The 26,175-nt window shown below is 56.6% G+C and carries 25 protein-coding genes and 1 pseudogene; 15 read left to right on the forward strand and 11 right to left on the reverse strand.

From position 1 onward, the window contains the following. Positions 1-469 precede the first annotated feature (469 nt). Positions 470-1,126, reverse strand: a complete 657-nt coding sequence (locus MKR05_RS06210) for a hypothetical protein (protein WP_131096036.1) — start codon at positions 1,124-1,126, stop codon at positions 470-472. Between the two features lie 326 nt (positions 1,127-1,452). Between MKR05_RS06210 and MKR05_RS06215 the strand changes: the two genes are divergently transcribed. Together MKR05_RS06215 and MKR05_RS06220 are read left to right on the forward strand one after the other, a co-directional pair. Beyond that, the gene (locus MKR05_RS06215; protein ID WP_110237399.1) at positions 1,453-2,334 is read left to right on the forward strand and encodes a dihydrodipicolinate synthase family protein; all 882 of its coding nucleotides are present in this window, start codon (positions 1,453-1,455) and stop codon (positions 2,332-2,334) included. 97 nt (positions 2,335-2,431) lie between these two features. Next, positions 2,432-3,100, forward strand: coding sequence for a YecA family protein (locus MKR05_RS06220; RefSeq protein WP_131096035.1), 669 nt, complete (start codon positions 2,432-2,434; stop codon positions 3,098-3,100). A gap of 25 nt (positions 3,101-3,125) precedes the next feature. On the opposite strand, the gene tyrP is transcribed toward MKR05_RS06220, so the two are convergent. Continuing rightward, positions 3,126-4,337, reverse strand: coding sequence for a tyrosine transporter TyrP (tyrP, locus tag MKR05_RS06225; protein ID WP_131096034.1), 1,212 nt, complete (start codon positions 4,335-4,337; stop codon positions 3,126-3,128). A 192-nt stretch (positions 4,338-4,529) separates the two neighbouring features. Here tyrP and MKR05_RS06230 point away from each other — a divergent pair, with 192 nt between their 5' ends. Then, on the forward strand, positions 4,530-4,769 hold the full coding sequence (locus MKR05_RS06230) for a YecH family metal-binding protein (protein ID WP_023290274.1): 240 nt from the start codon (positions 4,530-4,532) through the stop codon (positions 4,767-4,769). A 36-nt stretch (positions 4,770-4,805) separates the two neighbouring features. Here MKR05_RS06230 and ftnA read toward each other — a convergent pair whose 3' ends face one another. Beyond that, on the reverse strand, positions 4,806-5,303 hold the full coding sequence (gene ftnA / locus MKR05_RS06235) for a non-heme ferritin (protein ID WP_004203451.1): 498 nt from the start codon (positions 5,301-5,303) through the stop codon (positions 4,806-4,808). Between the two features lie 57 nt (positions 5,304-5,360). Next, positions 5,361-5,471: pseudogene (locus MKR05_RS06240) on the reverse strand (hypothetical protein); the annotation flags it as partial. 242 nt (positions 5,472-5,713) lie between these two features. On the opposite strand from MKR05_RS06240, the gene MKR05_RS06245 reads away from it, so the two are divergent. Beyond that, positions 5,714-6,352: an RpiB/LacA/LacB family sugar-phosphate isomerase gene (locus MKR05_RS06245; RefSeq protein ID WP_023290273.1), complete on the forward strand. Its 639-nt coding sequence runs from the start codon at positions 5,714-5,716 to the stop codon at positions 6,350-6,352. 37 nt (positions 6,353-6,389) lie between these two features. On the opposite strand, the gene MKR05_RS06250 is transcribed toward MKR05_RS06245, so the two are convergent. Continuing rightward, positions 6,390-7,811, reverse strand: a complete 1,422-nt coding sequence (locus tag MKR05_RS06250) for an MFS transporter (protein ID WP_131096033.1) — start codon at positions 7,809-7,811, stop codon at positions 6,390-6,392. A 146-nt stretch (positions 7,812-7,957) separates the two neighbouring features. Here MKR05_RS06250 and MKR05_RS06255 point away from each other — a divergent pair, with 146 nt between their 5' ends. Then, a complete protein-coding gene (locus MKR05_RS06255) occupies positions 7,958-8,209 on the forward strand; it encodes a DUF2766 family protein (RefSeq protein WP_004203448.1) in 252 nt (83 codons plus the stop codon). A gap of 37 nt (positions 8,210-8,246) precedes the next feature. Here the strand turns inward: MKR05_RS06255 and MKR05_RS06260 are convergent, their stop codons facing one another. After that, positions 8,247-9,758, reverse strand: coding sequence for an MFS transporter (locus MKR05_RS06260; RefSeq protein ID WP_032453400.1), 1,512 nt, complete (start codon positions 9,756-9,758; stop codon positions 8,247-8,249). A 65-nt stretch (positions 9,759-9,823) separates the two neighbouring features. On the opposite strand from MKR05_RS06260, the gene MKR05_RS06265 reads away from it, so the two are divergent. After that, a complete protein-coding gene (locus tag MKR05_RS06265) occupies positions 9,824-9,958 on the forward strand; it encodes a hypothetical protein (protein WP_049013748.1) in 135 nt (44 codons plus the stop codon). Positions 9,959-10,062: 104 nt separating this feature from the next. Here MKR05_RS06265 and MKR05_RS06270 read toward each other — a convergent pair whose 3' ends face one another. Beyond that, positions 10,063-10,572: a non-heme ferritin-like protein gene (locus MKR05_RS06270; protein WP_032453399.1), complete on the reverse strand. Its 510-nt coding sequence runs from the start codon at positions 10,570-10,572 to the stop codon at positions 10,063-10,065. 892 nt (positions 10,573-11,464) lie between these two features. Between MKR05_RS06270 and MKR05_RS06275 the strand changes: the two genes are divergently transcribed. The 5 genes from MKR05_RS06275 (at position 11,465) to otsA (ending at position 17,364) form a co-directional block, all read left to right on the forward strand. Continuing rightward, a complete protein-coding gene (locus tag MKR05_RS06275; RefSeq protein WP_004203441.1) occupies positions 11,465-12,445 on the forward strand; it encodes an arabinose ABC transporter substrate-binding protein in 981 nt (326 codons plus the stop codon). A gap of 60 nt (positions 12,446-12,505) precedes the next feature. Beyond that, a complete protein-coding gene (gene araG, locus MKR05_RS06280) occupies positions 12,506-14,020 on the forward strand; it encodes an L-arabinose ABC transporter ATP-binding protein AraG (RefSeq protein WP_049013747.1) in 1,515 nt (504 codons plus the stop codon). 14 nt (positions 14,021-14,034) lie between these two features. Beyond that, a complete protein-coding gene (gene araH / locus MKR05_RS06285) occupies positions 14,035-15,015 on the forward strand; it encodes an L-arabinose ABC transporter permease AraH (protein ID WP_023290266.1) in 981 nt (326 codons plus the stop codon). A gap of 161 nt (positions 15,016-15,176) precedes the next feature. Then, positions 15,177-15,965, forward strand: coding sequence for a trehalose-phosphatase (gene otsB / locus MKR05_RS06290; RefSeq protein ID WP_023290265.1), 789 nt, complete (start codon positions 15,177-15,179; stop codon positions 15,963-15,965). Continuing rightward, positions 15,940-17,364 (forward strand): alpha,alpha-trehalose-phosphate synthase, encoded by a 1,425-nt coding sequence (gene otsA, locus MKR05_RS06295; protein ID WP_032453397.1) that lies wholly within the window; start codon positions 15,940-15,942, stop codon positions 17,362-17,364. The genes otsB and otsA overlap by 26 nt, the downstream gene beginning before the upstream one ends. Positions 17,365-17,387: 23 nt before the next feature. Here otsA and uspC read toward each other — a convergent pair whose 3' ends face one another. Then, complete coding sequence (uspC, locus tag MKR05_RS06300) at positions 17,388-17,816, reverse strand: universal stress protein UspC (protein ID WP_004203433.1); 429 nt, start codon at positions 17,814-17,816, stop codon at positions 17,388-17,390. Positions 17,817-18,172: 356 nt separating this feature from the next. Here uspC and MKR05_RS06305 point away from each other — a divergent pair, with 356 nt between their 5' ends. Both MKR05_RS06305 and MKR05_RS06310 read left to right on the forward strand, forming a co-directional pair. Then, positions 18,173-19,756, forward strand: a complete 1,584-nt coding sequence (locus tag MKR05_RS06305) for an MFS transporter (RefSeq protein WP_048297823.1) — start codon at positions 18,173-18,175, stop codon at positions 19,754-19,756. 4 nt (positions 19,757-19,760) lie between these two features. Beyond that, positions 19,761-20,900: a glycoside hydrolase family 105 protein gene (locus MKR05_RS06310; RefSeq protein ID WP_048297822.1), complete on the forward strand. Its 1,140-nt coding sequence runs from the start codon at positions 19,761-19,763 to the stop codon at positions 20,898-20,900. A gap of 60 nt (positions 20,901-20,960) precedes the next feature. On the opposite strand, the gene argS is transcribed toward MKR05_RS06310, so the two are convergent. Further along, complete coding sequence (argS, locus tag MKR05_RS06315; protein WP_004203428.1) at positions 20,961-22,694, reverse strand: arginine--tRNA ligase; 1,734 nt, start codon at positions 22,692-22,694, stop codon at positions 20,961-20,963. A 236-nt stretch (positions 22,695-22,930) separates the two neighbouring features. On the opposite strand from argS, the gene MKR05_RS06320 reads away from it, so the two are divergent. Beyond that, the gene (locus MKR05_RS06320) at positions 22,931-23,500 is read left to right on the forward strand and encodes a VOC family protein (RefSeq protein ID WP_023290260.1); all 570 of its coding nucleotides are present in this window, start codon (positions 22,931-22,933) and stop codon (positions 23,498-23,500) included. Between the two features lie 76 nt (positions 23,501-23,576). Continuing rightward, positions 23,577-24,320, forward strand: coding sequence for a copper homeostasis protein CutC (cutC, locus tag MKR05_RS06325; protein ID WP_023290259.1), 744 nt, complete (start codon positions 23,577-23,579; stop codon positions 24,318-24,320). A gap of 80 nt (positions 24,321-24,400) precedes the next feature. On the opposite strand, the gene cmoB is transcribed toward cutC, so the two are convergent. Together cmoB and cmoA are read right to left on the reverse strand one after the other, a co-directional pair. Continuing rightward, a complete protein-coding gene (gene cmoB / locus MKR05_RS06330; protein WP_023290258.1) occupies positions 24,401-25,405 on the reverse strand; it encodes a tRNA 5-methoxyuridine(34)/uridine 5-oxyacetic acid(34) synthase CmoB in 1,005 nt (334 codons plus the stop codon). Next, positions 25,402-26,145, reverse strand: coding sequence for a carboxy-S-adenosyl-L-methionine synthase CmoA (gene cmoA, locus MKR05_RS06335; RefSeq protein WP_004203422.1), 744 nt, complete (start codon positions 26,143-26,145; stop codon positions 25,402-25,404). The genes cmoB and cmoA overlap by 4 nt, the downstream gene beginning before the upstream one ends. Positions 26,146-26,175: the final 30 nt, after the last annotated feature.

The following is a 26,175-nucleotide window of genomic DNA, read 5'->3' on the forward strand; positions in this document are numbered from 1 at the left end:
TGCCCCTAGAATTATGTATTTCTGCACTTTGCACTTTGCACTTTGCACTTTGCACTTTGTAGTCAATAATAGTAACTAATGTAATCCTGTAAATTAAATTTGGCAAGTATCTACATCGCTTGTTATGGCATACGCACTGTAGTTTAAGGATCAATATCTTCATAATTAAGTAGTTTAAACGTTTTCAACTAGTTGATAATTAAGTGAATTCATATTTATCTTTGTTATGAAATTCGGTGATATGTCTATGATAATATGGCTAAACGCGCACGATTTAAAATCCCTCGGCGTTCGCGCTGTGTGGGTTCAAGTCCCACTCCGGGTACCATTGGGATAAAAGCAGAATAATCAAAGCAATAAGCAGTGTCGTGAAACCACCTACGGGTGGTTTTTTTGTTTTTAAACCCCGCTTTATCACGACATGTCATCCTGTTTTTCTTCTCCACCTTGTCCTGCACCCGAAACATTGTTACTGGCTAAGCCTGCGCCTGATGATACGGGATGCCGTTCTGACTCCGGGCAAGGAGAGGCCTGAAGTCATGGTCTGTGATCGGCACAGACCTCTGGCGTAGAGGCTTACCGTAGTGAAGCCGGTCCGGGTCGCGGCGGATAATAGGCTTAGCGGGTGGGGGATTATATGATCGGAACGATCTCGCTCCCCCAGGCCAGCAGGGGGAGGCAAGCGGGTACACAGCGAACCGGCGTTGAAACCGTCTCTATAGTTCGAGGTTGAAAGAAAGTACTTTCGATATAAATACCATCTCATCCGTAAGCGAGGGGAATTTGCCGGTAAATCTTTCTTCAGACTCAGGGGTAAAACGATATAGCGAATTAATGACACAATGTGCTTCACAGCCCATTGTCCTTGAGTTTCAATCCCTGATACAGGATGTGGCGGGATACATACATTCTCGAATGCCATTCTGGATGGTGTTAATCCCTTGAACTCGTCACTATTGATCAGCGATGCGTTAAGAAGTTGTGCTGATTCTGCAAGCGACTTGTCAGAAATTGCATGGTAATAATTTTTAAGACCGTCAGGATCTGCGGGGCGACCCAGTAATGTTTTATACGTAGACTTTATTAACAATATTTTGAGATATTTTTTCTGGATGTCATCTGCCATTTTTTATCCGCTTGAAGCCATAGTGTTGCTTTATTTAATTGCTGCTTAAATATATAGCCATATAAATTGCGCGGGATTATGACAAGTTGATTTAAGATTGGCAATCCAGCAAAAAATAGCGACTGCAGGGCACGGCGTCGTTGAATATCCTCGGCAGAATCTGGTGGCTATCGATGACTGGGCTGACGGCGGCAATCTCGCGAACGGGATCACCACGTAGTGGGAAACAATCCATTGTCACCGGCAATCGCTCATTTGTCCCAGGACAAAACGAACTCTCCCTGCTACTATCGACCGGACACTTCATCCAGCCTGCCGGAGGCATCATGTTCACAGGGCTTTGCGCGTTTCCGCTGACGCCGCTGCATCAGCAAACTATCGATGAAAAAGCGTTTATTCGTCTTCTTGCTCGTCTTACCGATGCCGGAGTCGACTCCCTGGGCATCTTAGGCTCAACCGGCAGCTACGCCTATCTCAGTCGTGAACAGCGCAAGCGGGTGGTGCAGGTGGCGAAGGCGCATGCCGGGTCGACCCCGATGATGGTCGGCGTCGGCGCCATCGCCACCAGCGAGGTGCTCCGGCTGGTGGAGGATGCCCAGCAGGCCGGGGCGGATGCATTGCTCCTGCCGATGATGTCCTATCAGCCGCTCTTTGCGGAGGAGATCTACGCTTTTTACGAGGAGGTCTGCAGGCATGCCTCGGTGCCGGTTTGCCTGTATGACAACCCCCGTACCACCCACGTGACGTTATCGGATGAGCTGCAGGGGCAGATTGCTGCCTTACCGGCCATCGCCTCGATAAAAATTCCCGGTCTGCCCGCGCCGCAGGCGAGCGAACGGGTGGCGGCTCTGCGTCGTCATCTGCCTGGCGGCGTGACGCTTGGCGTTAGCGGTGACGTTCGCGCGACAGCGGGCTTGCAGGCCGGCTGCGAGGTCTGGTACTCGGTCTGCGGCGGCCTCTTTCCACGTATCTCTCTGGCGCTGGTGAAAGCCATCCGTCACGGCGATGCGGCACAGGTGGCGGCGCTGAATAAGCAACTTGCGCCCCTCTGGCGGTGCTTTGACCGCTACGGCGGCAGCCTGCGGGTGGTGGTCGCCGCTGCGGCCATTCTGGGATTGTGTGATCCTGACTCGCTTCCCCGCCCCTTGCTGCCGTTAGGGGAGGAGGCCTGTCGCGACGTGGCGGCGGCGCTGCACGGGCTGGCCTGATTGTGTCGGGTCGACGCAGGCGCAATGGGCGCTGCCGGGTGGCTTTCTGCCGGCATTTCGGCTACTGTAGGCCCGATTTTTCCATGCGAGCCTGTGAATGAATACCGGACCTTTAAACGAAAACGAACTGGAATGGCTGGACGAGACGCTGGCGAAATACGCCACCGAAGGCGCTATTCTGGATGTCTCTGAACTGGATGGCCTGTTGACGGCGATCCTCTCGGCGCCCACCGCTATCGAACCCGCCCAGTGGCTGCTGGCTATCTGGGGTGGTGCCGATAATGTGCCACGCTGGGCCAACGACCGCGAGCGCGATCGCTTTGTCAATCTGACGCTGCAGCATATGAGCGATATCGCCGAACGGCTGGAGTCTTATCCCGATCAGTTCGAACCGCTGTTCGGCACCCGTGAAGCGGAAGGTCAGGAGCTGACCATCGTTGAAGAGTGGTGTTTTGGCTATCTGCGCGGCGTGGCGCTGAGCGACTGGTCGACGCTGCCTGCTGAACTTCAGCCTGAGCTGGAGGCGATTGCGCTCCACGGTAGCGAAGAACAGTTTTCCGCGCTGGATAATCTGACGGCGGAAGAATTTATCGCCAGCATCGAGCGCATCACCCCGGCGGCGCTGGCGCTTTACCAGTACTGGATGGCGAATCCGCAGCCGGAGGTGGTCCCGCAGCCGGTAAGAAATGAGACGAAAGTCGGACGTAACGATCCCTGCCCGTGCGGCAGCGGTAAAAAGTATAAGCAGTGTTGCTTAGCGAAATGAAAAAGGGGCCAGCTGGCCCCTTCTTTTATCCCACCGCCGGTAACAGCCCGGCGACGATGCAGAACTGGATCGCTACGATGCCGATCCCGCACAGCAGGACCAGCCACAGTGCCGGGGCGCCGCCGGCCACCCGCCAGGCGGCCTGCGGATGCAGTCGGCGGCTCTTCATGACCAGCATGGCCGGTAACATCAGGGCCAGCACGGCCAACGCCACCCCGGCGTAGCCCAGGGCCATGACGAAGCCGCGGGGATAGAACAGGGCGAACGCCAGCGGCGGCAGAAAGGTGATCATCCCGCTCTGCAGACGCCCGCTGACGCTGTTTTTGCGCTGAAACATATCGGCCAGATAATCAAACAGCCCGAGCGAGACGCCGAGGAAGGAGGTCGCCAGCGCAAGGTCGGCAAACAGGTGTACGGCCAGCTCCACGTGCGGTGACGCTACCACTTCGCGGATCGCCTCCAGCAGACCGTTCAGACCGGCATGTTGCGCCAGCAGGGCGGTAAAGGCCGGAGCGTCGATACTGCCCAGCGTCGCCAGCTGCCAGAAAATATAGGCCACCAGCGGAATAAAACTGCCGATAATAAACACCCGGCGCAGCTTACGGATATCGCCCTCCAGATAGCTGACGACGCTCGGCACGCTGCCGTGAAAGCCAAAAGAGGTAAAGATCACCGGAATGGCCGACAGCGCCAGGCCTTGCTCAACCGGCAGCGTGAGCAGGTTCACCTGATGAATGTGCGGCATCAGCAGAGCCAGCATAATCACCAGGAAGACGATTTTGGCGCTAAACAGGAAGCGATTAAACAGGTCGACCAGCGCGGTGCCAATGCACACCACCGCCCCGCCGAGCAGGGAGAAGATCAGTACGCCGGCAGCCGGCGGCAGCTGCCAGTCCAGCCACTGGTTGAGGCTGGAAGCGAGTAATTCGCCGGCGCCACTGATGTAGGCCGCCGTGAGGGCATACAGCAGAAACAGCATGCAGAACCCGGTGATCCATTGTCCATAACGGCCCAGATAGCGCGCCGCCAGGGAACCGAGCCCCATATCGGCAGGGACATGCTGGTAGACTTCCAGCAGCAAAAGGGCGGTATAGCACATCAATGCCCACAGGGTGAAAAGTAAACCCAGCGTGACGGTAAAGCCGACGCCTGCGGCGGCCAATGGCATCGCCAACATACCTGCACCGATTGTGGTGCCGGCTACGATTAAAATACTGCCCAGAGTGCGGTTCTTCACGCTTTTCGCTATCCCTACAGCAAATCACAATAATTTATGCCGCGCAGAGTAGGGGATATTGCGTCTTTCGTCAAATCAGGGTTACAAGCTCTGTAATTAAAACTTTACAAGGTCGAAAGGATGAAAGCCTGCGCTGGCGCAAGGCGCGGGCCGTCGGTCTGGCCTAAGCTGGCGTTTTTTTCCGGAGGGGTTATGTCTTCTATTCATGGTCATGAAGTGCTGCAGATGATGCTGGCGTCGAAGGAGTGCTGGACGGTGGCTTCGCTGGAGGCGGCCATTCACCGTCGCTTTGGCGCAGAGGCGCGCTTTCACACCTGTTCGGCGGAAAATCTGAGCGCTGCGGAGCTGGTGGCGTTTTTAGAGCAGAAAGGCAAATTTATTGCCAGAGAGGCAGGATTTACCACCGCAGAAAACAAGATTTGTCAGCATTGAAAATGCCGCGACGGAGAAGCGTCGCGGCGCGGGCAATTAATTCTGCGTATCGAGGGTGGCCAGCTCTTTGTCGATAAAGTACAGACCTTCACCGCTTTTCCCGGCGAGGGTCAGTTTATCAATTACCGATTTAAATAATTTCTCTTCTTCATGCTGTTCGGCGACATACCACTGCAGGAAATTAAAGGTCGGGTAATCCTGACTGGTCATAGCCGCGTGCGCCAGTTCATTAATTTTTTGCGTGATCAACTGCTCGTGCTCATAGGTCTGGCGGAACAGTTCATCCAGTGACGCATACTCGGCAAACGGGGAGGCGATAGCGTTGATGCGCGGCAGGCTGCCGGTGTCGGTCAGGTAGTCGAACAGGCGCTGCATATGGGTCATCTCTTCCTGGGCATGGCGACGCAGGAAGGCCGCAGCCCCTTCAAAACTATGATAACTGCACCAGGCGCTCATCTGCTGATAAAGAAGAGAAGAATAGAGTTCAAGATTCATCTGTTCATTCAGTTTGTCGATCATTTCCGTTTTCAGCATCGTCGCGCTCCTGGAATTAAAATATAGATGTTATCGGCTGCCACTATAATTTGTTATTTAATTATTTGCAAAAAGTAAATTTAAAAAGATTTTATTTAAAATGCTAATGGGAATAACACGCATTGGCAGTTTAATAATAAATGAGAATGGTTTTAATTTATTATTAGTTTTTTGCGGAGGCGAAATGACTGCCTCTGCGGATTGCGAGGCGGGGAGCGCCAGGCGGAGTCGTCCTGATGAGGAGGCGACACGCTAACCTGAGCGACAGAGGCGGCGAAAGTGTGAAGCGATGCGTAATTTTTAAAACAACTTTTCATAAAATTTGAAAGTTTGTTTTCCAGGTAGTAGAGTGCAGTCAACGCCAATGACATTCTGCGGGCAGGCCCGCACAGCATTCAGGAGAGTAAACCATGAAGATTGCACTGATGATGGAGAACAGCCAGGCGAACAAAAACGCCATCATCCTCAAGGAGCTTAACGCGGTTGCCGACGAAAAAGGATTTCCGGTCTATAACGTCGGTATGAGCGATGAGAACGATCATCATCTGACCTATATTCACCTCGGGATCATGGCCAGCATCCTGCTGAATTCGAAGGCGGTCGACTTCGTGGTCACCGGATGCGGTACCGGCCAGGGAGCGCTGATGTCGCTGAACATCCATCCTGGCGTGGTCTGCGGCTACTGTATCGACCCGGCGGATGCGTTCCTGTTTGCCCAGATCAACAATGGTAACGCGCTGTCGCTGCCGTTTGCCAAAGGTTTCGGCTGGGGCGCCGAGCTGAACGTGCGGTTTATCTTTGAAAAAGCCTTTACCGGTCGTAACGGCGAAGGCTATCCGCCGGAGCGCAAAGAACCGCAGGTGCGTAATGCCGGGATCCTCAACCAGGTCAAAGCGGCAGTAGTCAAAGAAAATTATCTCGATACCCTGCGCGCCATCGATCCGGAACTGGTGAAAACCGCGGTCTCTGGCCCTCGCTTCCAGCAGTGCTTCTTCGAAAACTGCCAGGATAAAGCGATCGAAGCGTTTGTCCGCCAGATCGTCGGGTAATCGTTATCAGGGCCAGCGCCGCTGGCCCTTCCATCCTCTACGATTTCTTCGCCGACACGCTGCTGCCTGCCGTTTTGGCCAGATGCAGGCTGTCGATCATCCCCACCAGACAAATCACCGCGATAAACATAAACGCCAGGCGAAAGCTGATCCCCGGTACGGCGGAAAGGTGCAGCCAGTCGCCGACCTGTTCACCCAGGCGAATGCCGATTGCCCCAAGCGTGATCCCCAGCCCCACCGCCAGCTGCGACGCGGTACTGAACAGAGTATTGGCATCGCTCATCTGCGCGGCGGGGACATCGGCAAAGGCCAGCGTGCTCACGCCCGTGAACTGGACTGAGCGAAACACCCCGCCGAGATAAAGGATCAGCATGATCGCCCAGACCGGAGTTTGCGGCGTGAGCAGCGCGCAGGCCAGCAGCGAACAGACGTTCAGCGCGCCGTTGATCAACAGCAGGCGACGAAAGCCCAGCCAGCGGATCAGCGGCGTGGTGGCGGGTTTAATCGTTAAATTGCCGACAAATACCGCCAGCACCAGCAGACCGGAGTGAAAGGGATCCATGCCGAACCCCACCTGAAACAGCAGCGGCAGGAGAAAGGGGACCGCGCTGATGGAGGCCCGGAACAGCGAGCCGCCGTACATCGTCACGCGGAACGTCGGCACCTGCAACGCCGTCAGACGAACCATAGGCGCTGTCGCCCGGCGGAAGTGGCGAATAGCATACGCCAGACAGCCGAAGCCAAGCGCGGCGAGGGCCAGCGTCGGCCAGATCTGCGGCTGACGATCGCCGAGCCGTTCCATCGCTGTGACCAGGCTGACCATCGCCACCGCGGTCGTGATAAACCCTGTCATATCAAAGGCGCGCCGCTCTGCTTCGCGGATATCAGGAATGATGCGCAGCGACAGGATAATCGCCGCGACGCCCAGCGGGACATTGATAAAGAAGATCCAGTGCCAACTGGCGTAGCGGGTAATAAAGCCTCCCAAAGGCGGGCCGATAATAGGGGCCACCAGTGCCGGCCAGGTGAGGGTGGCGATGGCCTTTATCAGCAGGTGTTTCGGCGTGGTGCGCAGTACCGCCAGACGACCGACGGGGACCATCAGCGCGCCGCCGATCCCCTGCAGGATACGCATGGCGACAAAGATATGCATCTCGCTGGAGAGGCCGCAAAAGATCGAAGCAAGGGTAAAAATGGCCAGGGCGAGGGTGAAGATAGCCCGGGCGCCGAAGCGATCGGCGATCCAGCCGCTGGCGGGGATCAGCACCGCGAGGGTAATCAGATAGGCGCTGATGCCGATATTCAGCTCGACGGCGGTAACGCCAAAATCTCTCGCCATGTCGGGCAGGGCGGTAGCGATCACCGTCCCGTCGAGAAACTCCATAAAAAAGGCGCCAGCCACCAGCAGCGCCGGGGCTGAAAAAGCACGTTCGTTCCCGGAAGAGATCGCGGTATTCATGTTGTCGCTGCCATCAAGGGGATCCTCGGCAAAGCGGCAGCAAAGGTGCCGCCAGCCACTCGGGTGGCGAAAAAACCTGCCACGGCAGGTTTTATTATCGTTAACGATTTAGGGTACTATTACGCTCCTGAAAAAAGGAGTAATTAATGTCTCAACATCTTACCGAACACGACGAGCTGGTTTCCGATGTGGTTGCCTGCCAGCTGGTTATCAAGCAGATCCTCGACGTGATTGACGTCATCGCGCCGGTGGAAGTGCGTGAAAAAATGACCAGCCAGCTGAAAGCCATTGACTTCGCCAGCCACCCGGCCTCTGCCGATCCGGTGACGCTTCGCGCGGTGCAAAAAGCGATTGCCCTGATTGAGCTGAAGTTTACCCCGCAGGAAGAAACGCATTAATAACCGGCCCCGCGGGTGACCGACGGGGCCTTTTCCTTTAATGGGAAACCACGGTCTGCGTTGGCGCAGCCTCAGCGGTTTTAAACAATTTGCTGTTGCCCCAGCACTCTTCGTAGCGATGGCCAACCAGATCCTCAACGATTGCCCGCACCTCCGGCGCAATATCACTGATTTTACCGCCCGCTTTAATCCGCGCGACTTCCTGCAGGACCACCAGATGGGCTTTACGGTCCAGTTTCATCTGCTTACTGAAGACGATGGCGGCCAGGGCTAAGGCGACGACACCGACGCAGAATACCACCGCGATGGCGGTCACGGCGCTTTCCGGTTGGCTGTGCGCTTTTGACTGGAAACCGTAAAAGCTCAGGATGGCCCCCATCGAAAACACCACAATCGAGCGCAGAATTTTCCCTGAAAAGGTCATGGCGCCGGCATAGATGCCTTCCCGGCGGCGTCCGGTGTAGATCTCGTCGACATCGGCGAGGAAGGTGTAAACGGTCCAGGGAATATAGTAAACCCCGCCGGTCCCCAGGCCGAACAGCACGGTAATACCGAACATCAGCACGGTCGCCAGGCCTGACGGCAGATGGAAGAACCACAGCGAGGTATACAGCAGGACTGCGAAAATCACGATCCCCAGCGCGAGGATATAGGGTTTGCTGAAGCCCTTTTTCACACACAGGCCGATAAACAGCGCGGTGGAGATCAGCTGCAGAATCGAGTTCAGGCTGTTCAGCCCGGCCACCATTGCCGGATCGTGCTGCAGAACGAATATCACGAAATAGGTGAAGATGGAGGCAAACAGCCATTCCGCGCCAAACCCGCACAGGTACATACCGAGATGTTTGCGGAACACGCGCAGATAAAAGGTGGAACGCATGTCTTTCGCCAGCGACAGCAAGGTGCTCAGCAGCCCCTTTTTCGCGCTGGTATCCACGGCTTCCGCACGCTCGCGCTCCCAGCTGCACAGCCACAGGCAGGTAATCGCGACGATCAGGATCGCGCCGTAGGTCAGGCCGGTGAGGAAGAAAGGGGTGGCGGAATCTTTGCCGTACAGCAGAATGAACTGTCCGGGAATAAACGCGGCGAGGAAGTTGGCCAGCTTGCCGAAGATGGCTTTATAGCCGGTGAGCTTTGAGCGTAGCGAGAAATCATCGGTCATCTCTGTCGCCAGCGTTTCATAGGGCACCATGATGGAGGTGTAGATGATCTCAAATACCACGTAGGTGCACAGGTAGTACCAGAAACTCAGGCCCTCTACCCACAGCAGCGGGTAGAACAGCATCAGCGGAATGCCGATCAGCAAAAAGAAGCGCCGACGGCCAAAGCGTTTGCCTAACCGTGTTTTGCCAAAGTTATCCGTCAGATAGCCCATCAGCGGGTTGCTGATGGCGTCGATGATGCTGGCGACGGAGAAGATAAATGAGGCCTCGATCAGCGTCAGGCCGCAAAAGGTCGTATAAAAATAGAGTAGCCATGCCCCGCTTATCGCCAGTGCGCCACTCCCTAACAGATTACCGCCGCCGTAGGCTAACTGATGGCGTAACAAGATCGGTCTTCCCTGCAGCCCTTCAGAGGCTGAAGCCGTGTATCGAGCCATAAAAAATAAACCTCGTGTTTTATATTTTTGAAACACTGTTTTTATATTTCTTTGTGGCTCAACAAAAAGTGACCGCGCTCACTAATCCCCCCAAAGGGGTAACGGTGAGGAGGGAATGGGATCAAGTTAAAACTTTTTTATTCTTTTGAGGAATAAATGGCAGGGAAGTATAGCGATAACGGATTAATAAACAGGGCGGGGCAGCGCGAACGCGCTCCCCCCTGATCGGCCGAGAAAGGCCCGACACCTCTGATTAATGGGGTTTCTGTGACGCTCCGACGAGGGCCATCAGACGGCGATCGGTCTGTTCCATACCGATCCCGGCTTTGTCGGCATTGCGAATTTCCTCGAGCACGCTTTGCAGCAGCAGCCCATCCTGCTGCTGCTCTTCCGCCAGCCGGGTCAGAAAACGCCAGGTGTTGTCATCGCTCTGCGCTTTGGCTTCCTCGGCGAGACCGCTCAGCATACTGCTACGCTGGCGGTAATCGACCAGGGTTTGGGTAAAGAGATCTTCCAGCGAGGTACATTCGGGATTACAGGCGCGGTCGGGATTCACTATCGGCCAGCTGCCGGCTTTTTTCAGATAGTCAAATACGCGCATGGTGAGGGTGATGCTGCATTGCGCGCGGTTGCGCAAAAATGTCGCGGCGCCGTCGAAGCGATGCCGGGCGCACCACTCGCTTAAGTTCAGGTAAACGTTAGAGGCGTGGAACTCAAGGTTCATCTGGGTGTTTAGCTTTTGTGCCATTCCTGGAACTGCCATAAAAATATCCTTATTAACCGGGAAGGGGTTACTGGTGCGCGTCAGCGGTTCCTGCGGTAAACAACAGGATAAAAGAGTGGCGCGCTGCACTGTTGCAGAATAATAAAACTCTACACATTCCGTATGAGTCGGGTAATTTTTCCTCTTGCCGACAATTTTAGAATACTCGCTGAATGGAATTAAGAAAACTCTCAAGATGGATAATTTACGTTTTGTTACACGATTATTCCTGAATGACTACTGGCGGGGGATTGGCGGCGTAGACCGGGGCGCTAGCGCGGTGTGCCAGGTATAAGTTATAGGTATTTGACTACGAGATTCGTCGTATAACGCAAAGCTATAAGTTATTTCAGAGAGCAATGTTTCATGGTGATGATAATTATTTTTATTTTTTGTTGCAGGCTTTTTTATGCAGCGGGAATATCTTTTTTCAATTCGGAATAAATTACGCAAAAGATCCGTTTTATCGCGATATAAAACGGCCGATACCGGACTGGCGACGCGCGTCTGCTGATCTTCAGCGCCGGCAGGCAGTTGACCGCCGCTGCGACCCCGTTAGCCGCTGGATATAACAGTGCCGTAACCCTCTGTTAAACACCCTCTGACATCACAGGGATAACCCTGCTGGTGGTATAGATGATCCTGCTATTCGCCGGTTAAATTGTATGACAATTATGTCTTTTTTTATGTCTTTTTTTGCTAAATCTATGTACGCAATTACTGTAATTCCGCGATGTGATAATGCTCTCGTATGGAGAAATAATTTCCGGGTATTACTACTCTAACAACGGCAGTAGGGAATGTGATTTTTCTAATGCCTTGTTTTGATGCTGATAAAAAAGTTAATTCCGATTTTTCCCTACATGAAAGCGAATTAAAGCTGGAGTTTACCATGCACAAATTTACTAAAGCGCTGGCGGCCATTGGTCTCGCAGCGGTTATGTCACAATCAGCTATGGCGGAAAACCTGAAATTGGGTTTTCTGGTGAAACAGCCGGAAGAGCCATGGTTCCAGACCGAGTGGAAATTTGCTGATAAAGCAGGAAAAGATTTAGGCTTTGACGTCATTAAAATTGCGGTGCCGGATGGTGAGAAAACCCTGAACGCCATCGATAGCCTGGCGGCCAGCGGCGCGAAGGGCTTTGTCATCTGTACCCCCGATCCTAAGCTCGGCTCGGCGATTGTCGCTAAGGCGCGCGGCTATGACATGAAGGTGATTACCGTCGATGACCAGTTCGTCAACGCCAAAGGTAAACCGATGGAGAGCGTGCCGCTGGTGATGATGGCGGCCAGCGAAATCGGCGCCCGCCAGGGGCAGGAGCTGTATAAAGAGATGCAGAAACGCGGCTGGGATGTCAAAGACACCGCGGTGATGGCCATCACCGCCGATGAGCTGGACACCGCCCGCCGTCGTACCACTGGCTCCATCGATGCCCTGAAGGCGGCCGGTTTCCCGGAAGCGCAAATCTACCGCGTTCCGACAAAATCTAACGATATCCCGGGGGCGTTTGACGCCGGTAACTCAATGCTGGTCCAGCACCCGCAGGTTAAACACTGGCTGATCGTTGGGATGAACGACAACACCGTGCTCGGCGGCGTGCGTGCCACTGAAGGCCAGGGCTTTAAAGCGCCGGATGTGATTGGCATTGGCATCAACGGCGTGGATGCCGTCAACGAACTGTCGAAGGCGCAGCCGACCGGTTTCTATGGCTCCCTGCTGCCAAGCCCGGATATTCATGGCTATAAAACCAGCGAAATGCTCTACAACTGGGTCACCAAGGGCGTTGAGCCGCCGAAGTTCACTGCGGTGACCGATGTGGTGCTGATTACCCGCGATAACTTCAAAGAAGAGCTGGCGAAAAAAGGGCTGTAACAGCCCGGTTGAACTGGCCCCCGCCGCGGCGGGGGCTGAGTGCAGAAGAGCGGAGTCGTTATGCAACAGTCTACCCCTTATCTCTCATTTCGCGGCATCACCATGACGTTCCCTGGCGTAAAGGCCTTGTCCGATATCAGTTTTGACTGCTACCCAGGACAGATCCACGCGCTGATGGGCGAAAATGGCGCAGGCAAATCGACGCTGCTGAAAATCCTCAGCGGTAACTACATCCCCACCGCGGGCCACCTGCAGATCGGCGGTCAGCAGATGACCTTCACCAATACGATGGCGGCGCTCAACGCCGGCGTGGCGATTATCTATCAGGAACTGCATCTGATCCCGGAGATGACCGTCGCCGAAAATATCTATCTTGGCCAGCTGCCGCACAGAGGCGGCATCGTCAACCGCTCGCTGCTCAACTACGAGGCCCGCCTGCAGCTTGAGCATCTGGGGCTGGATATCGACCCGGAGACGCCGCTGAAGTATCTCTCCATTGGCCAGTGGCAGATGGTGGAGATTGCCAAAGCGCTGGCGCGTAACGCCAAAATTATCGCCTTCGATGAACCGACCAGTTCGCTCTCCGCCCGGGAGATCGACAACCTGTTTCGCGTTATCCGCGAGCTACGGGAGGAGGGGCGCGTCATCATCTATGTTTCACACCGGATGGAAGAAATTTTTGCCCTCAGCGATGCCATCACCGTCTTTAAAGATGGCCGCTACGTCTGCACCTTTGACGATATGCCGAGCGTCAGCCACGACGCGCTGGTTCAGGCGATGGTGGGACGCAATCTGGGGGATATTTACGGCTGGAAACCTCGCCCCTATGGCGAAGAGCGGCTGCGTCTGGAGGAGGTGAAGGCCCCGGGCGTGCGCACGCCGGTCAGCCTCTCGGTGCGCAGTGGCGAAATCGTCGGCCTGTTTGGGCTGGTGGGCGCCGGGCGCAGCGAACTGATGAAAGGTCTGTTCGGCGGGACGCGGATCACCAGCGGTCAGGTGTATATCGATGGCCAGCCCGTCGACATACGCAAACCGGCCCAGGCCATCCAGGCCGGGATGATGCTGTGCCCGGAAGATCGGAAAGCGGAGGGGATTATTCCGGTTCACTCCGTGCGCGACAACATCAATATCAGCGCCCGGCGCAAGCATATCCACGCCGGGTGCCTGATCAACAACGCCTGGGAGGCGGACAACGCCGATCAGCATATCCAGTCGCTGAACATTAAAACGCCGGGCCCGGAACAGCTGATCATGAACCTGTCTGGCGGCAACCAGCAGAAAGCGATCCTGGGCCGCTGGCTGTCGGAAGAGATGAAGGTGATCCTGCTCGATGAGCCCACCCGCGGTATCGATGTCGGCGCCAAACATGAAATTTACAACGTGATATATGGCCTCGCCGCCTCCGGTGTCGCCGTGGTATTTGCCTCCAGCGACCTGCCGGAAGTGCTGGGCGTCGCCGACCGCATCGTGGTGATGCGTGAAGGGCAAGTCGCCGGCGAACTGCTGCATGAAGAAGCCAATGAACAGCAGGCGTTAAGCCTTGCGATGCCAAAAGTGAGTCAGGCTGTCGCCTGAGTAAGGAGTAAATGATGTCATCAGTGACTACGTCCGGCGCTACCCGCTCTGCCTTTAGCTTTGCCCGTATCTGGGATCAGTTTGGCATGCTGGTGGTGTTTGCGGTGCTGTTTATCGGCTGCGTAATTTTTGTGCCTAACTTTGCCTCATTCGTCAATATGAAGGGGCTGGGGCTGGCGATCTCGATGTCCGGGATGGTGGCCTGCGGTATGCTCTTCTGCCTGGCCTCCGGCGATTTCGACCTGTCGGTGGCGTCGGTTATCGCCTGTGCCGGGGTCACTACCGCGGTGGTGATTAACCTGAGCGAAAGCCTGTGGCTGGGGATTGCCGCCGGTCTGCTGCTGGGGGCGATCAGTGGCCTGGTCAACGGCTTTGTCATTGCCCGCCTGAAGATCAATGCCCTGATCACCACACTGGCCACTATGCAGATTGTCCGCGGTCTGGCCTACATTATCTCCGACGGTAAAGCGGTGGGGATCGAAGATGAACGCTTCTTCACCCTCGGTTACGCCAACTGGTTTGGTCTGCCGGCGCCGATCTGGCTGACGGTCGCCTGCCTGGTGGTTTTCGGATTATTACTAAACAAAACCACCTTTGGCCGTAATACGCTGGCTATAGGCGGCAATGAAGAGGCGGCGCGTCTGGCCGGTGTTCCGGTGGTGCGCACCAAGATTATTATCTTTGTGCTCTCCGGTCTGGTATCGGCCGCGGCGGGAATTATCCTGGCGTCGCGGATGACCAGCGGCCAGCCGATGACCTCGATTGGCTATGAGCTGATTGTTATTTCGGCCTGTGTGCTGGGCGGGGTATCGCTGAAGGGCGGGATCGGCAAGATCTCCTACGTGGTGGCCGGGATCCTGATCCTCGGGACCGTGGAGAACGCGATGAACCTGCTGAACATCTCGCCGTTCTCACAATACGTCGTGCGCGGGGTCATCCTACTGGCGGCGGTAATTTTTGACCGCTACAAACAAAAAGCCAAACGTGCGGCCTGATTTCAGGCATAACTTTTAAGTCTACAGAGTAATTACCGTCAGCGCCCGTTTCGCTGGCGGTAACTATCAAAAATGGCGAGGTTGGTCACACTGTCTATACTTACATGGCTAACATATAATTAACAACCAGCTTCGGCTGGCCATGATAAGGAGGAAACAGGGTGGATAACCAGATATCTGTACCGCCTGCGCTAACCGGAAACTACGCTTTTTTCTTTGACCTCGACGGTACTCTTGCCGATATCCAGCCGCACCCCGATCAGGTGGTGATACCCGACAACACGCTGCAGGCGCTCAACGCGCTGGCCCGGCAGCAGGGCGGGGCGGTGGCATTGATTTCAGGGCGCTCAATGTCTGAACTTGACGCGCTAACACATCCCTGGCGGCTACCGCTGGCCGGTGTTCACGGGGCTGAACGCCGTGATATCAATGGTAAAACCTATATTGTCTCTCTTCCGTCGGCTCTGCGCGATGAAATCGCGGCTGAGCTGACCTCGGCGTTGCAGGCGCTCCCCGGGTGCGAGCTGGAGAGTAAAGAGATGGCCTTCGCGCTCCACTACCGCCAGGCGCCGCAACAGCAGAGCGCGGTGCTGGAGCTGGCGCAGCGCATCGTTCAGCGCTACCCGCTGCTGGCGCTACAGCTTGGCAAGTGCGTAGTGGAGATTAAACCCCGCGGTGTCAACAAAGGGGAGGCGATCACCGCCTTCATGCAGGAAGCACCGTTTGCCGGTCGCGAACCGGTTTTTGTCGGCGATGATTTGACCGACGAAGCGGGATTCAGCGTGGTTAATCAACTGCAGGGAATGTCGATAAAAGTGGGCGCCGGGGAAACCCAGGCGCACTGGCGGTTGGCGGATGCCGCCGCCGTAAGGACGTGGTTGCAACATCTGGCGTATGACGCGCAAACCGAAAGGAGGGATGACCATGAGTCGTTTAGTCGTAGTCTCTAACCGTATCGCCTTACCGGACGATAAAAAATCGAGCGCTGGCGGTCTGGCCGTCGGCATCCTGGGGGCACTGAAAGCGGCAGGGGGTCTGTGGTTTGGCTGGAGCGGCGAAATTGGCGATGACCAGCAACCGCTGAAGCAGGTCTCCCGCGGAAATATTTCATGGGCGTCGTTCAACCTTAATGAACGTGACCATGATGAATACTACAACCAGTTCTCTAATGCCGTGCTGTGGCCGGCCTTCCATTATCGTCTTGATCTGGTCAGCTTCCAGCGCGAAGCCTGGGAGGGATATCAGCGAGTTAACGCCATGCTGGCGGACAAGCTTCTGCCGCTGATCGAACCAGACGATACGCTGTGGATCCATGATTACCATCTGCTGCCCTTCGCCAGCGAACTGCGCAAGCGTGGGGTCAACAACCGGATCGGCTTCTTTTTGCATATTCCGTTCCCGACGCCGGAGATTTTTAACGCGCTACCGCCGCACGCTGAGCTGCTGGAGCAACTGTGCGATTACGACCTGTTGGGCTTCCAGACTGAAAGCGACAGAACCGCGTTTCTTGACAGCATTGCCATGCAGACCCGACTCTCCGACCTCGGAGACAAACGCTATCAGGCGTGGGGTAAGGCGTTCAGCACTGAGGTTTATCCGATAGGGATCGATCCGGACGAGATTACGCGCAACGCCAAAGGTCCGCTGCCGCCGAAGCTGGTCCAGCTGAAAAACGAGCTCAAAAACGTGAAGAATATCTTCTCGGTGGAGCGGCTTGACTACTCGAAAGGGTTGCCGGAGCGGTTCCTCGCCTATGAGACGCTGCTCGAAAAGTATCCTCAGCATCACGGCAAGATCCGTTATACCCAGATCGCACCGACCTCCCGCGGCGATGTGCAGGCCTATCAGGACATCCGCCACCAGCTGGAAACCGCATCCGGGCGCATCAATGGCCAGTTTGGCCAGCTTGGCTGGACCCCGCTCTACTACCTGAACCAGCATTTTGACCGTAAGCTGCTGATGAAGGTCTTCCGCTACTCTGACGTCGGCCTGGTGACGCCCCTGCGCGATGGTATGAACCTGGTGGCGAAGGAATACGTGGCGGCGCAGGATCCGGATAACCCTGGCGTACTGGTCCTGTCACAGTTTGCCGGCGCGGCGCAGGAGCTGACCAGCGCCCTGATCGTCAACCCCTACGATCGCGACGAGGTTGCCGCCGCGCTGGATCGCGCCCTTAGCATGCCGCTGGCGGAACGTATTGCCCGTCATTCTGCGATGCTGGACGTGATCAGAGAAAATGATATTCATAACTGGCAGGCGCGCTTTGTCGACGATCTGCAGCATATTTCACCGCGCAGTGAGGAGAGCCGCCTGCGGGGGAAGATAGCCACGTTCCCTAAACTGGCCTAGTTCAGGAAAAGGGCTAACCGGCGTTAGCCCTTTTCAAGGGAAACCAACAGGACATCGACGCCGCAGCTGCCGACGATATTTTTCGCCGAGCAGGTGGCGCGCGAAAAAAGGGAATGGTTATGATTGCCGCAGATCACCAGATCGACCTGGTGCGACCGGCAGAAGTCCTTAATATGATGGCCCAGTTCGCCGCAGGCGATGGTCATTTTCTCTATCGGGTAGTCCGCGTGACGCGCCAGCTCGTTGAGAAAATCACGCGTCTCTTCCTGCATCACCTCGCGCAGATTTTCCATCATCGGCGCAGCGAACTGGTTATACAGCTCCGGATCCGTGGCGAGGGTGATAAAGCTCACTTTCGCGTTCACGGGCCGGGCAATCGACACCGCTTTTTTAATTAATACCTGACTCTCCGGCGTTGGCGCGACGGCAACCAGCAGATGTGAATAAGGCATCTGGCCTCCTTGAGATACGCGGAATAACCCTTTCTTTCCTTCTTTCTTTACTCCTGTTTACCCGGCTGCGCAAGGGCCGATCCCGGGATTTGCGAGCCTCTTCGCCAGTCGGTGTTTTTCCGGCCAGATCACAATGGTGAACCTGTCTTTTGATTTAAAAGAAATGCTGTTTTATAAATGAGTGAAGTGAAGACGTCATCTCTTTGTCATTTTGCCATCGGCGGCGGTTGCGTGGCAAAAGCACAAAGGTAACGTCGTTTCGCTGCTTTTAGTGTAGCCAGGTACCCACTCCCTTCCGGTGGCAAATCCGGAAAGATTGTCGGCGTTCTCTTAAAAAAAGACACAGGATCACGGCGATGAAAACACGAAAGATTGGACTGGCTAACTACCTGGCCTACGGCGCGGGCGATTTTCTCGGCGCCGGCACCACGGCGCTAACCGCCGCATGGCTGCTCTACTTTTACACCACCTTCTGCGGACTCTCTCCGATAGAAGCCACGCTGATATTCGCTTCCGCCCGCGTACTGGATGCGGTGGTGAGCCCGCTGATGGGCTTTCTCACCGATAACTTCGGCACCACCTGGCTCGGCAAGCGCTTCGGCCGCAGAAAATTCTTTATTCTGCTCGGCATCCCGTGCGTATTCAGCTACTCGGCGATGTGGGTTGGCGAGATGGGCTTCTGGTACTACCTGCTCACCTATCTGCTGTTTGATATGGTCTACACCATGATTCTGGTGCCCTACGAGACGCTGGTGCCGGAGATGACCGATGACTTTAAACAGAAAACCAAATTCTCCGGCGCGCGCATCTCAATGGCGCAAATGTCGGCGATTTTAGCCTCCTTTCTGCCGGGGATCCTCCTTACCTGGCTCGGCAAAGACAATGCCAGCTCGTTCTTTTATGCTAGTCTGGTGTTCTCGGTCCTGTGCGCGGTGATGCTGACCTTCGTCTGGTGTTTCACCTGGGAGCGGCCGCGTGAGGCCTGGTCAGAGGCGGCGCTGCGGGCGGAAGCGGAAAAACAGAACTTAACCCTCGCCCAGAGCCTTAATCGCCTGGTGATTGAGCTGAGCTCCACGCTGCGGATAAAAATTTTCCGCCAGCACCTCGGCATGTATCTGGGGGGCTATATCGCCCAGGACGTCTTCAATGCCGTATTCACCTATTACGTGGTCTTTGTTCTGATGCAGGAGGCCTCTGTCGCCTCGAATCTGCTGGGGACGATGGCGATTTTCCAGTTTATCGCCGTGATCGCCATGATCCCGCTGTGCATTCGCTTTGGCCCCGCGCCGTCGTACCGCATGGTGGTGGTCCTCTTTGGCCTGAGCTCGCTCTCCTATGCGCTGCTCTATTACGCCGGACTGAGCGACGTCTATTCGTTATTGCTGCTCATCTCTGCTGTCGCCGGACTGGGACGCGGCGGGATTAACTACGTACCGTGGAATACCTACACCTATATTGCCGACGTCGACGAAGCGATCACCGGCCAGCGCCGGGAGGGGATTTTTGCCGGCATCATGACGCTGACCCGCAAAGCCTCGCAGGCGGGGGCGGTGATGCTGGTGGGCATCATCATGCAGCTGTCGGGGTTTGTCTCCGGGCAAAAAATACAGCCTGAAGGGGTCAGCCATACCATTTTGCTGATCCTCAGCGTCGGCACGCTGGTGGTCTTAGCCTGCGGCTTCCTCGTTTCGCTGCGCTTCAAACTCAATCTGCATACCCACAGCGTCCTGCGCAGCGAAACCCTAAGAATGCGCGAAAGCGGTCACGCCCAGCCGGAACTGACCAGTGCGGAACACCGCGCGGTCGTCGAGATGCTGGCGGGGATGCCCTACGACTGCCTGTGGGGAAATAACAATATTGGCTACCTGAATCGTCATAAACCTGCTGCCCCGGCGCTCACCCAGGGCGGCGCTTTGAATTCGACATATACCCGAGGTTAACAACATGAAAGTTTGGCCGGTCAAACATAGCCCATTACTCTGTCAGCCTGAGCGTTTTATCGCCCGTAGCGAACTGCAGGCGCTCATCCGCAACGTGACGCAAAACCTGGTGAATATTAAGGATGAGAGCGGGCAATTTTTACTGCGCCTGGATGACGGGCGCGTTATTGATACCAAAGGCTGGGCCGGCTGGGAGTGGACCCACGGCGTCGGGCTGTATGGCATCTATCAGTATTATCAGCAAACCGGCGATCTCGAGATGCGCGATATTATTGACCGCTGGTTTGCCGACCGCATCGCCGAGGGGGCAACGACCAAAAACGTCAACACCATGGCGCCGTTCCTGACCCTGGCCTATCGCTTTGAAGAGACCGGATGTAAGGCATATCTGCCGTGGCTGGAGAGCTGGGCGGAGTGGGCAATGTATGAGATGCCTCGTACCGAGCAGGGCGGCATGCAGCACATCACCCTGGCGGAAGAAAACCACCAGCAAATGTGGGATGACACCCTGATGATGACCGTGTTGCCGTTAGCCAAAATTGGCAAGCTGCTTCACCGTCCGCAGTATGTGGAGGAGGCGACCTATCAGTTCCTGCTCCACGTGCAGAACCTGATGGACCGGGAAACCGGGCTGTGGTTTCACGGCTGGAGCTATGACGGTCGGCATAATTTTGCCCGGGCGCGCTGGGCGCGGGGCAACAGCTGGCTCACTATGGTGATCCCGGATTTTCTTGAGTTAGTGGATCTCCCGGAGGGGAATGCGGTACGGCGCTATCTGACCGAGGTGCTGAACGCGCAAATTGCCGCCTTAGCGAAATGTCAGGACGACAGCGGCCTGTGGCATACCCTGCTGGACGACCCGCACTCTTATCCAGAGGCCTCGGCGACCGCCGGCTTTGCCTACGGCATACTCAAAGCGGTGCGCAAGCGATATGTCGGGCAGCACTACGCCGGGGTGGCTGAAAAAGCGATTCGCGGAATTGTGCAGAATATTTCGCCGCAGGGGGAGCTGCTGCAGACTTCCTTTGGCACCGGAATGGGGTCAGACCTTGATTTCTATCGCCAGATCCCGCTCACCTCGATGCCCTACGGCCAGGCGATGGCGATCCTCTGTCTGACCGAGTATCTGCGCAAGTATTTCTGAGCAGGAGACCCCGCAGGCGCGGCGCCTGAAAAAACTAACCCGGCTTTCGCCGGGTTGGTTTTACATACGCTCGACGGTTTCGATACCGAGGGTATCGAGGCCCAGCTTGAGGGTTTTCGCCGTCAGCAGCGCCAGCTTCAGGCGGCTGTTGCGGGTCGCTTCGCTTTCCGCGCTGAGGATCGGGCAGTGCTCGTAGAAACCGGAGAACAGGCCCGCCAGATCGTAGAGGTAGGCGCACATCACGTGCGGCGTCCCTTCGCGAGCGACCACGGAGAGGGTCTCTTCAAACTGCAGCAGGCGCGCGGCCAGCTGGGCTTCGCGATCTTCCGCAATCACCACCGGCGCGTCGGTGAGGGCGTTTTCGTCAATGCCGGCTTTGCGGAACACGGAGAGCACGCGGGTATAGGCATACTGCATATACGGCGCGGTGTTGCCTTCGAACGCCAGCATATTATCCCAGTCGAAAACGTAGTCGGTGGTGCGGTTTTTCGACAGGTCGGCGTATTTCACCGCGCCGATACCCACCACTTTCGCCAGATTTTCCAGCTCATCAGCGGACATCTCCGGGTTCTTCTCGGCCACCAGGCGACGCGCGCGCTCCAGCGCTTCGTCCAGCAGATCCGCCAGCTTCACGGTGCCGCCGGCGCGGGTTTTAAACGGCTTGCCGTCTTTACCCAGCATCATGCCGAACATATGGTGTTCCAGCGGCACGGAGTCCGGCACATAGCCTGCTTTACGCACGATGGTCCACGCCTGCATCAGGTGCTGGTGCTGACGGGAGTCGATGTAGTAGAGCACGCGGTCGGCGTGCAGTGTTTCATAGCGATACTTCGCACAGGCGATATCGGTGGTGGTATAGAGGTAGCCGCCATCCTTTTTCTGGATGATGACGCCCATCGGTTCGCCTTCCTTGTTTTTATACTCATCAAGGAACACCACGGTGGCGCCTTCGCTCTCCACGGCCAGCCCTTTGGCTTTCAGATCGGCGACGATCCCCGGCAGCATCGGGTTGTACAGGCTTTCGCCCATCACGTCATCGCGGGTCAGCGTCACATTCAGGCGATCGTAGGTGATCTGGTTCTGCGACATGGTGATGTCCACCAGCTTACGCCACATCTGCAGGAAGTACTCATCGCCGCCCTGCAGCTTAACCACGTAGCTGCGCGCGCGCTCGGCGAAGGCTTCGTCTTCGTCGTAGTGTTTTTTCGCTTCGCGATAAAAACCTTCGAGGTCGGCCAGGGCCATCTCGCCGGCGTTTTCCTGCTGCTGTTTTTCCAGATACGCGATCAGCATGCCGAACTGGGTGCCCCAGTCGCCGACGTGGTTGGCGCGGATCACCTTATGGCCCAGGAACTCCAGGGTACGGACCGAGGCATCGCCAATGATGGTCGAACGCAGATGGCCGACGTGCATCTCTTTCGCCACGTTTGGCGCCGAGTAGTCGACGACGATGGTCTGTACCTGCGGCGTGGCGACGCCCAGGCGTTCTGACTGCAGCGCGCGGTTGACGTTGTCCGCCAGGAACGCGGGGTCGAGGAAAATATTGATAAAGCCCGGCCCGGCGATTTCAACCTTGCTGGCAATGCCGTTGAGGTCAAGATGAGACAGTACCTGCTCTGCAAGTTGTCGCGGCGCCATGCCCAGTTTTTTGGCGACAGCCATCACGCCGTTGGCCTGATAGTCACCGAACTGAACTTTTGCTGACTGGCGGACCTGAGGTTCGCAATCGGCAGGCGCGCCTGCCGCGATCAGGGCCTGGCTGACTTTTTCTGAGAGAAGAGCCTGAATATTCACCGGAATACCTTACGTGTAATGCGCCAGCCCCCGAGGGAGGCGGCGCCGGAATGTGGACAAATTAGGGCGGGAGTATACTGCATTTGTCCCCGTCCGTCAGCATCGCGCGCGGCGCGGCGGCATGGGCAATCCATCGTCGGTCGGTCACGCAGCGGCAGGGTGGCGGTTGGTCCGCGGCCTAAAACACGGTAGATTAGCCTTTTTATTATTGATGAACATAAGTGACGAGCAAACCCATGGCGAACTGGCAGCAGATTGAACAACTGGCCGATATTACGGCGGATCTCCCGCGATTTTCCGATGCGCTACAGCGCTTCGCTGCGCGACTGGGACTGGAGATCGGCGGACTCGACGCCGACCATATCTCCCTGCGCTGTCATCAGAACGCCACCGCGGAGCGCTGGCGCAGTGGGTTGGCGCAGTGCGGAACCCTGCTGTCGGAGAATATGATCAACGGTCGGCCTATCTGCTTGTTTAAACTGGCGGAGCCGGTCTGCGTGGCGCACTGGCGCTTTCATATCGTTGAGCTGCCGTGGCCGGGTGAAAAGCGTTATCCCCATGAAGGCTGGGAGCATATCGAAATTGTCCTGCCCGGCGATCCGGCTACCTTAAATGCCCGCGCTCTGGCGCTGCTGGCCGATGACGGACTCAGCCAGCCGGGGATCGTCGTCAAAACCAGCTCGCCGAAAGGGGAACATGAGCGTCTGCCGAATCCCACCCTGGCGGTCACCGACGGCAGCGTGACGGTCAAATTTCACCCATGGTCTATTGAACAAATCGTCGCCAGCGAGCAAGCCGATACATAACAGTGTGAAGCCGCGCGGCGTCTGCCGCGTGAAATCATGACATGCTGAGAAGGTTGTCTGGATCAGGGAGTGAGCAATGGCGGTACTGGAAGTTTGTTGTTACAGCATGGCGTGCGCCCGGGAGGCAGAGCGCTGCGGCGCCGATCGTATTGAACTTTGCGCCGCGCCGCAGGAAGGGGGACTAACACCCTCTTACGGGGTGCTGGTCTCGGTCCGCGAGGCGATTACCCTCCCGGTGCATCCGATTATCCGCCCGCGCGGCGGCGATTTCTGCTACACCGAAGAGGAGTTCGCCGCGATGCTTGGCGATATCCGCATGGTGCGGGAGCTCGGCTTTCCCGGGCTGGTGACCGGCGTGCTGAATGCCGATGGTCAAGTCGATATCCCGCGTATGAAAAAAATAATGGCCGCGGCCGGGCCGCTGGCGGTGACCTTTCATCGCGCGTTCGATCTGTGCGCCGACCCGCGTCAGGCCTGGGAGACGCTGGGTGAGCTGGGGGTTAAACGTATCCTGACTTCCGGTCAGCAATCCTCGGCGGAGAAAGGTATTTCATTAATTACGGAACTTATTGCCGCAGGGGATACTCCAATCATTATGGCCGGTGCGGGAGTGCGCGCCGCGAACCTGCCGCTGTTTCTGCAGGCGGGGGTGAAAGAGGTTCATAGCTCTGCAGGCCAGTGGTTGCCATCGGAAATGCGCTTTCGTCATCCAGGCGTTTCGATGTCAGCCGATCCCGATGCGGACGAATACAGGCGCTACGCCGTCAATGGCGCAGCGGTGGCGGAGATGAAAAAGATAATTTCCGCTGACAGAAGTTAAACGGTTTTTGCTGCACATCATGTCGCCCAATATGATGATTGCCCGTACCAGGCCCCTGCCCATTAAACAGGGGCCTTTTTTTATCTCGCTTTCTTCGCCAGCGACTGCTGCGTTTCCGGTTTGGTGGCGATAATCACCGCGCGCAGCGGCGCCGGATAGCCTTCCACGGTTTTGCGCTGATCCTGTGGGTCGAGGAAATCGGCCAGCGATTCGCTGGTCATCCATTCGGTGCGCCGCTGCTCTTCCGTCGAGGTGACGCAGGCGTCGACGATGCGCACATCGATAAACCCGCACTTCTCCAGCCACATTTTCAGGGCCGCCGCGGAGGGAATAAAATAGACGTTGCGCATCTGCGCATAGCGATCGCCCGGAACCAGCACCGTATTTTCATCGCCTTCGACCACCAGCGTCTCCAGTACCAGCTCGCCACCCGGCGCCAGCTGATCTTTCAGCTGCCACAGGTGGTCCAGCGGCGAGCGGCGATGGTAGAGCACGCCCATCGAGAACACGGTGTCAAAGGCCTCCAGCGCCGGGAGCTGCTCGATGCCCAGCGGCAGGAGATGCGCCCGCTGGTCGTTGCCAAGCAGCTTACGCACCGCTTCAAACTGGCACAGGAACAGCTGGGTGGGATCGATGCCGACCGCCAGATGCGCGCCCGCGCCGATCATCCGCCACATGTGATAGCCGCTGCCGCAGCCCACGTCGAGGATGGTCCGTCCGCTAAGATCGGACAGATGCGGCAGGACGCGCTCCCATTTCCAGTCGGAGCGCCATTCGGTATCGATGTTGATGCCGTACAGCGAATAAGGGCCTTTGCGCCATGGCATCAGGTTTTTAAGCAGGTTTTCTACCCGCAGCCGATGGCCTTCGCTGAGCGGCGTTTCGCTTTCGGCGGTGACGCTGTGCAGGAGGTCCAGACGCCAGGGCGTTAATTCCGGAAGAAACTCAACGGCGCGCTCCCATTCGCGAAACTTGCCGTGCAGGGCCTCGCGCTGCCAGGCGGCTACCTGGGCAGGCAGCGTCTCCAGCCAGTGAGACAGCGGGCTTTTGGCGATCAGCTGATAAAAGTTACTGAAGTCGATCATGCCTGCTCCCCGGATTTTACTGCCACCAGCGAGCCAAAGTTAAAGCACTGGAACCACAGTTCAGCATGTTCGAACCCCGCCTGACGCAGGCGTTTTTTATGGGTTTCCACAGAGTCGGTCAGCATCACGTTTTCCAGCATGCTGCGTTTCTGGCTAATCTCCAGCTCGCTGTAGCCGTTCGCGCGCTTAAAGTCATGATGCATATTGAACAGCAGCTCACCGACGTGGGCGTCTTCGAAGCTGAATTTCTCCGAAAGCACCAGCGCGCCGCCGGGATTCAGCCCCTGATAGACTTTATTCAGGATCGCCTGACGATCGCCCGGCTCAAGGAACTGAATGGTAAAGTTCAGGATCACCAGCGAGGCGTTTTCAATGGCCACATCGCGGATATCCCCTTCAATCACCTCGACCGGCGTCGGCGCTTTATAGGCGTCAATATGGCGACGGCAGCGCTCCACCATCGCCGGGGAGTTGTCGATGGCGATAATGCGACATCCCGGATGGCTAATATTGCGGCGCACGGAGAGGGTGGCGGCGCCCAGCGAACAGCCAAGATCGTAAACCTGGGTGTGGGGCTGAACGAAGCGCTCGGCCAGCATGCCGATCATCGAGATGATATTGGAGTAGCCAGGCACAGAACGCTGGATCATATCGGGGAAGACTTCAGCAACCCGTTCATCAAAGGTCCAGTCGCCGAGGCTGGCAATCGGCGCGGAAAAAAGCGTATCGCGGTGAGACATAACGTTAAACCCGAAAAAACGAAAACGGCG

It is taken from the genome of Klebsiella sp. K5-204 (genome assembly GCF_030128585.1).
In the GTDB taxonomy this organism is placed as follows: domain Bacteria; phylum Pseudomonadota; class Gammaproteobacteria; order Enterobacterales; family Enterobacteriaceae; genus Klebsiella; species Klebsiella quasipneumoniae.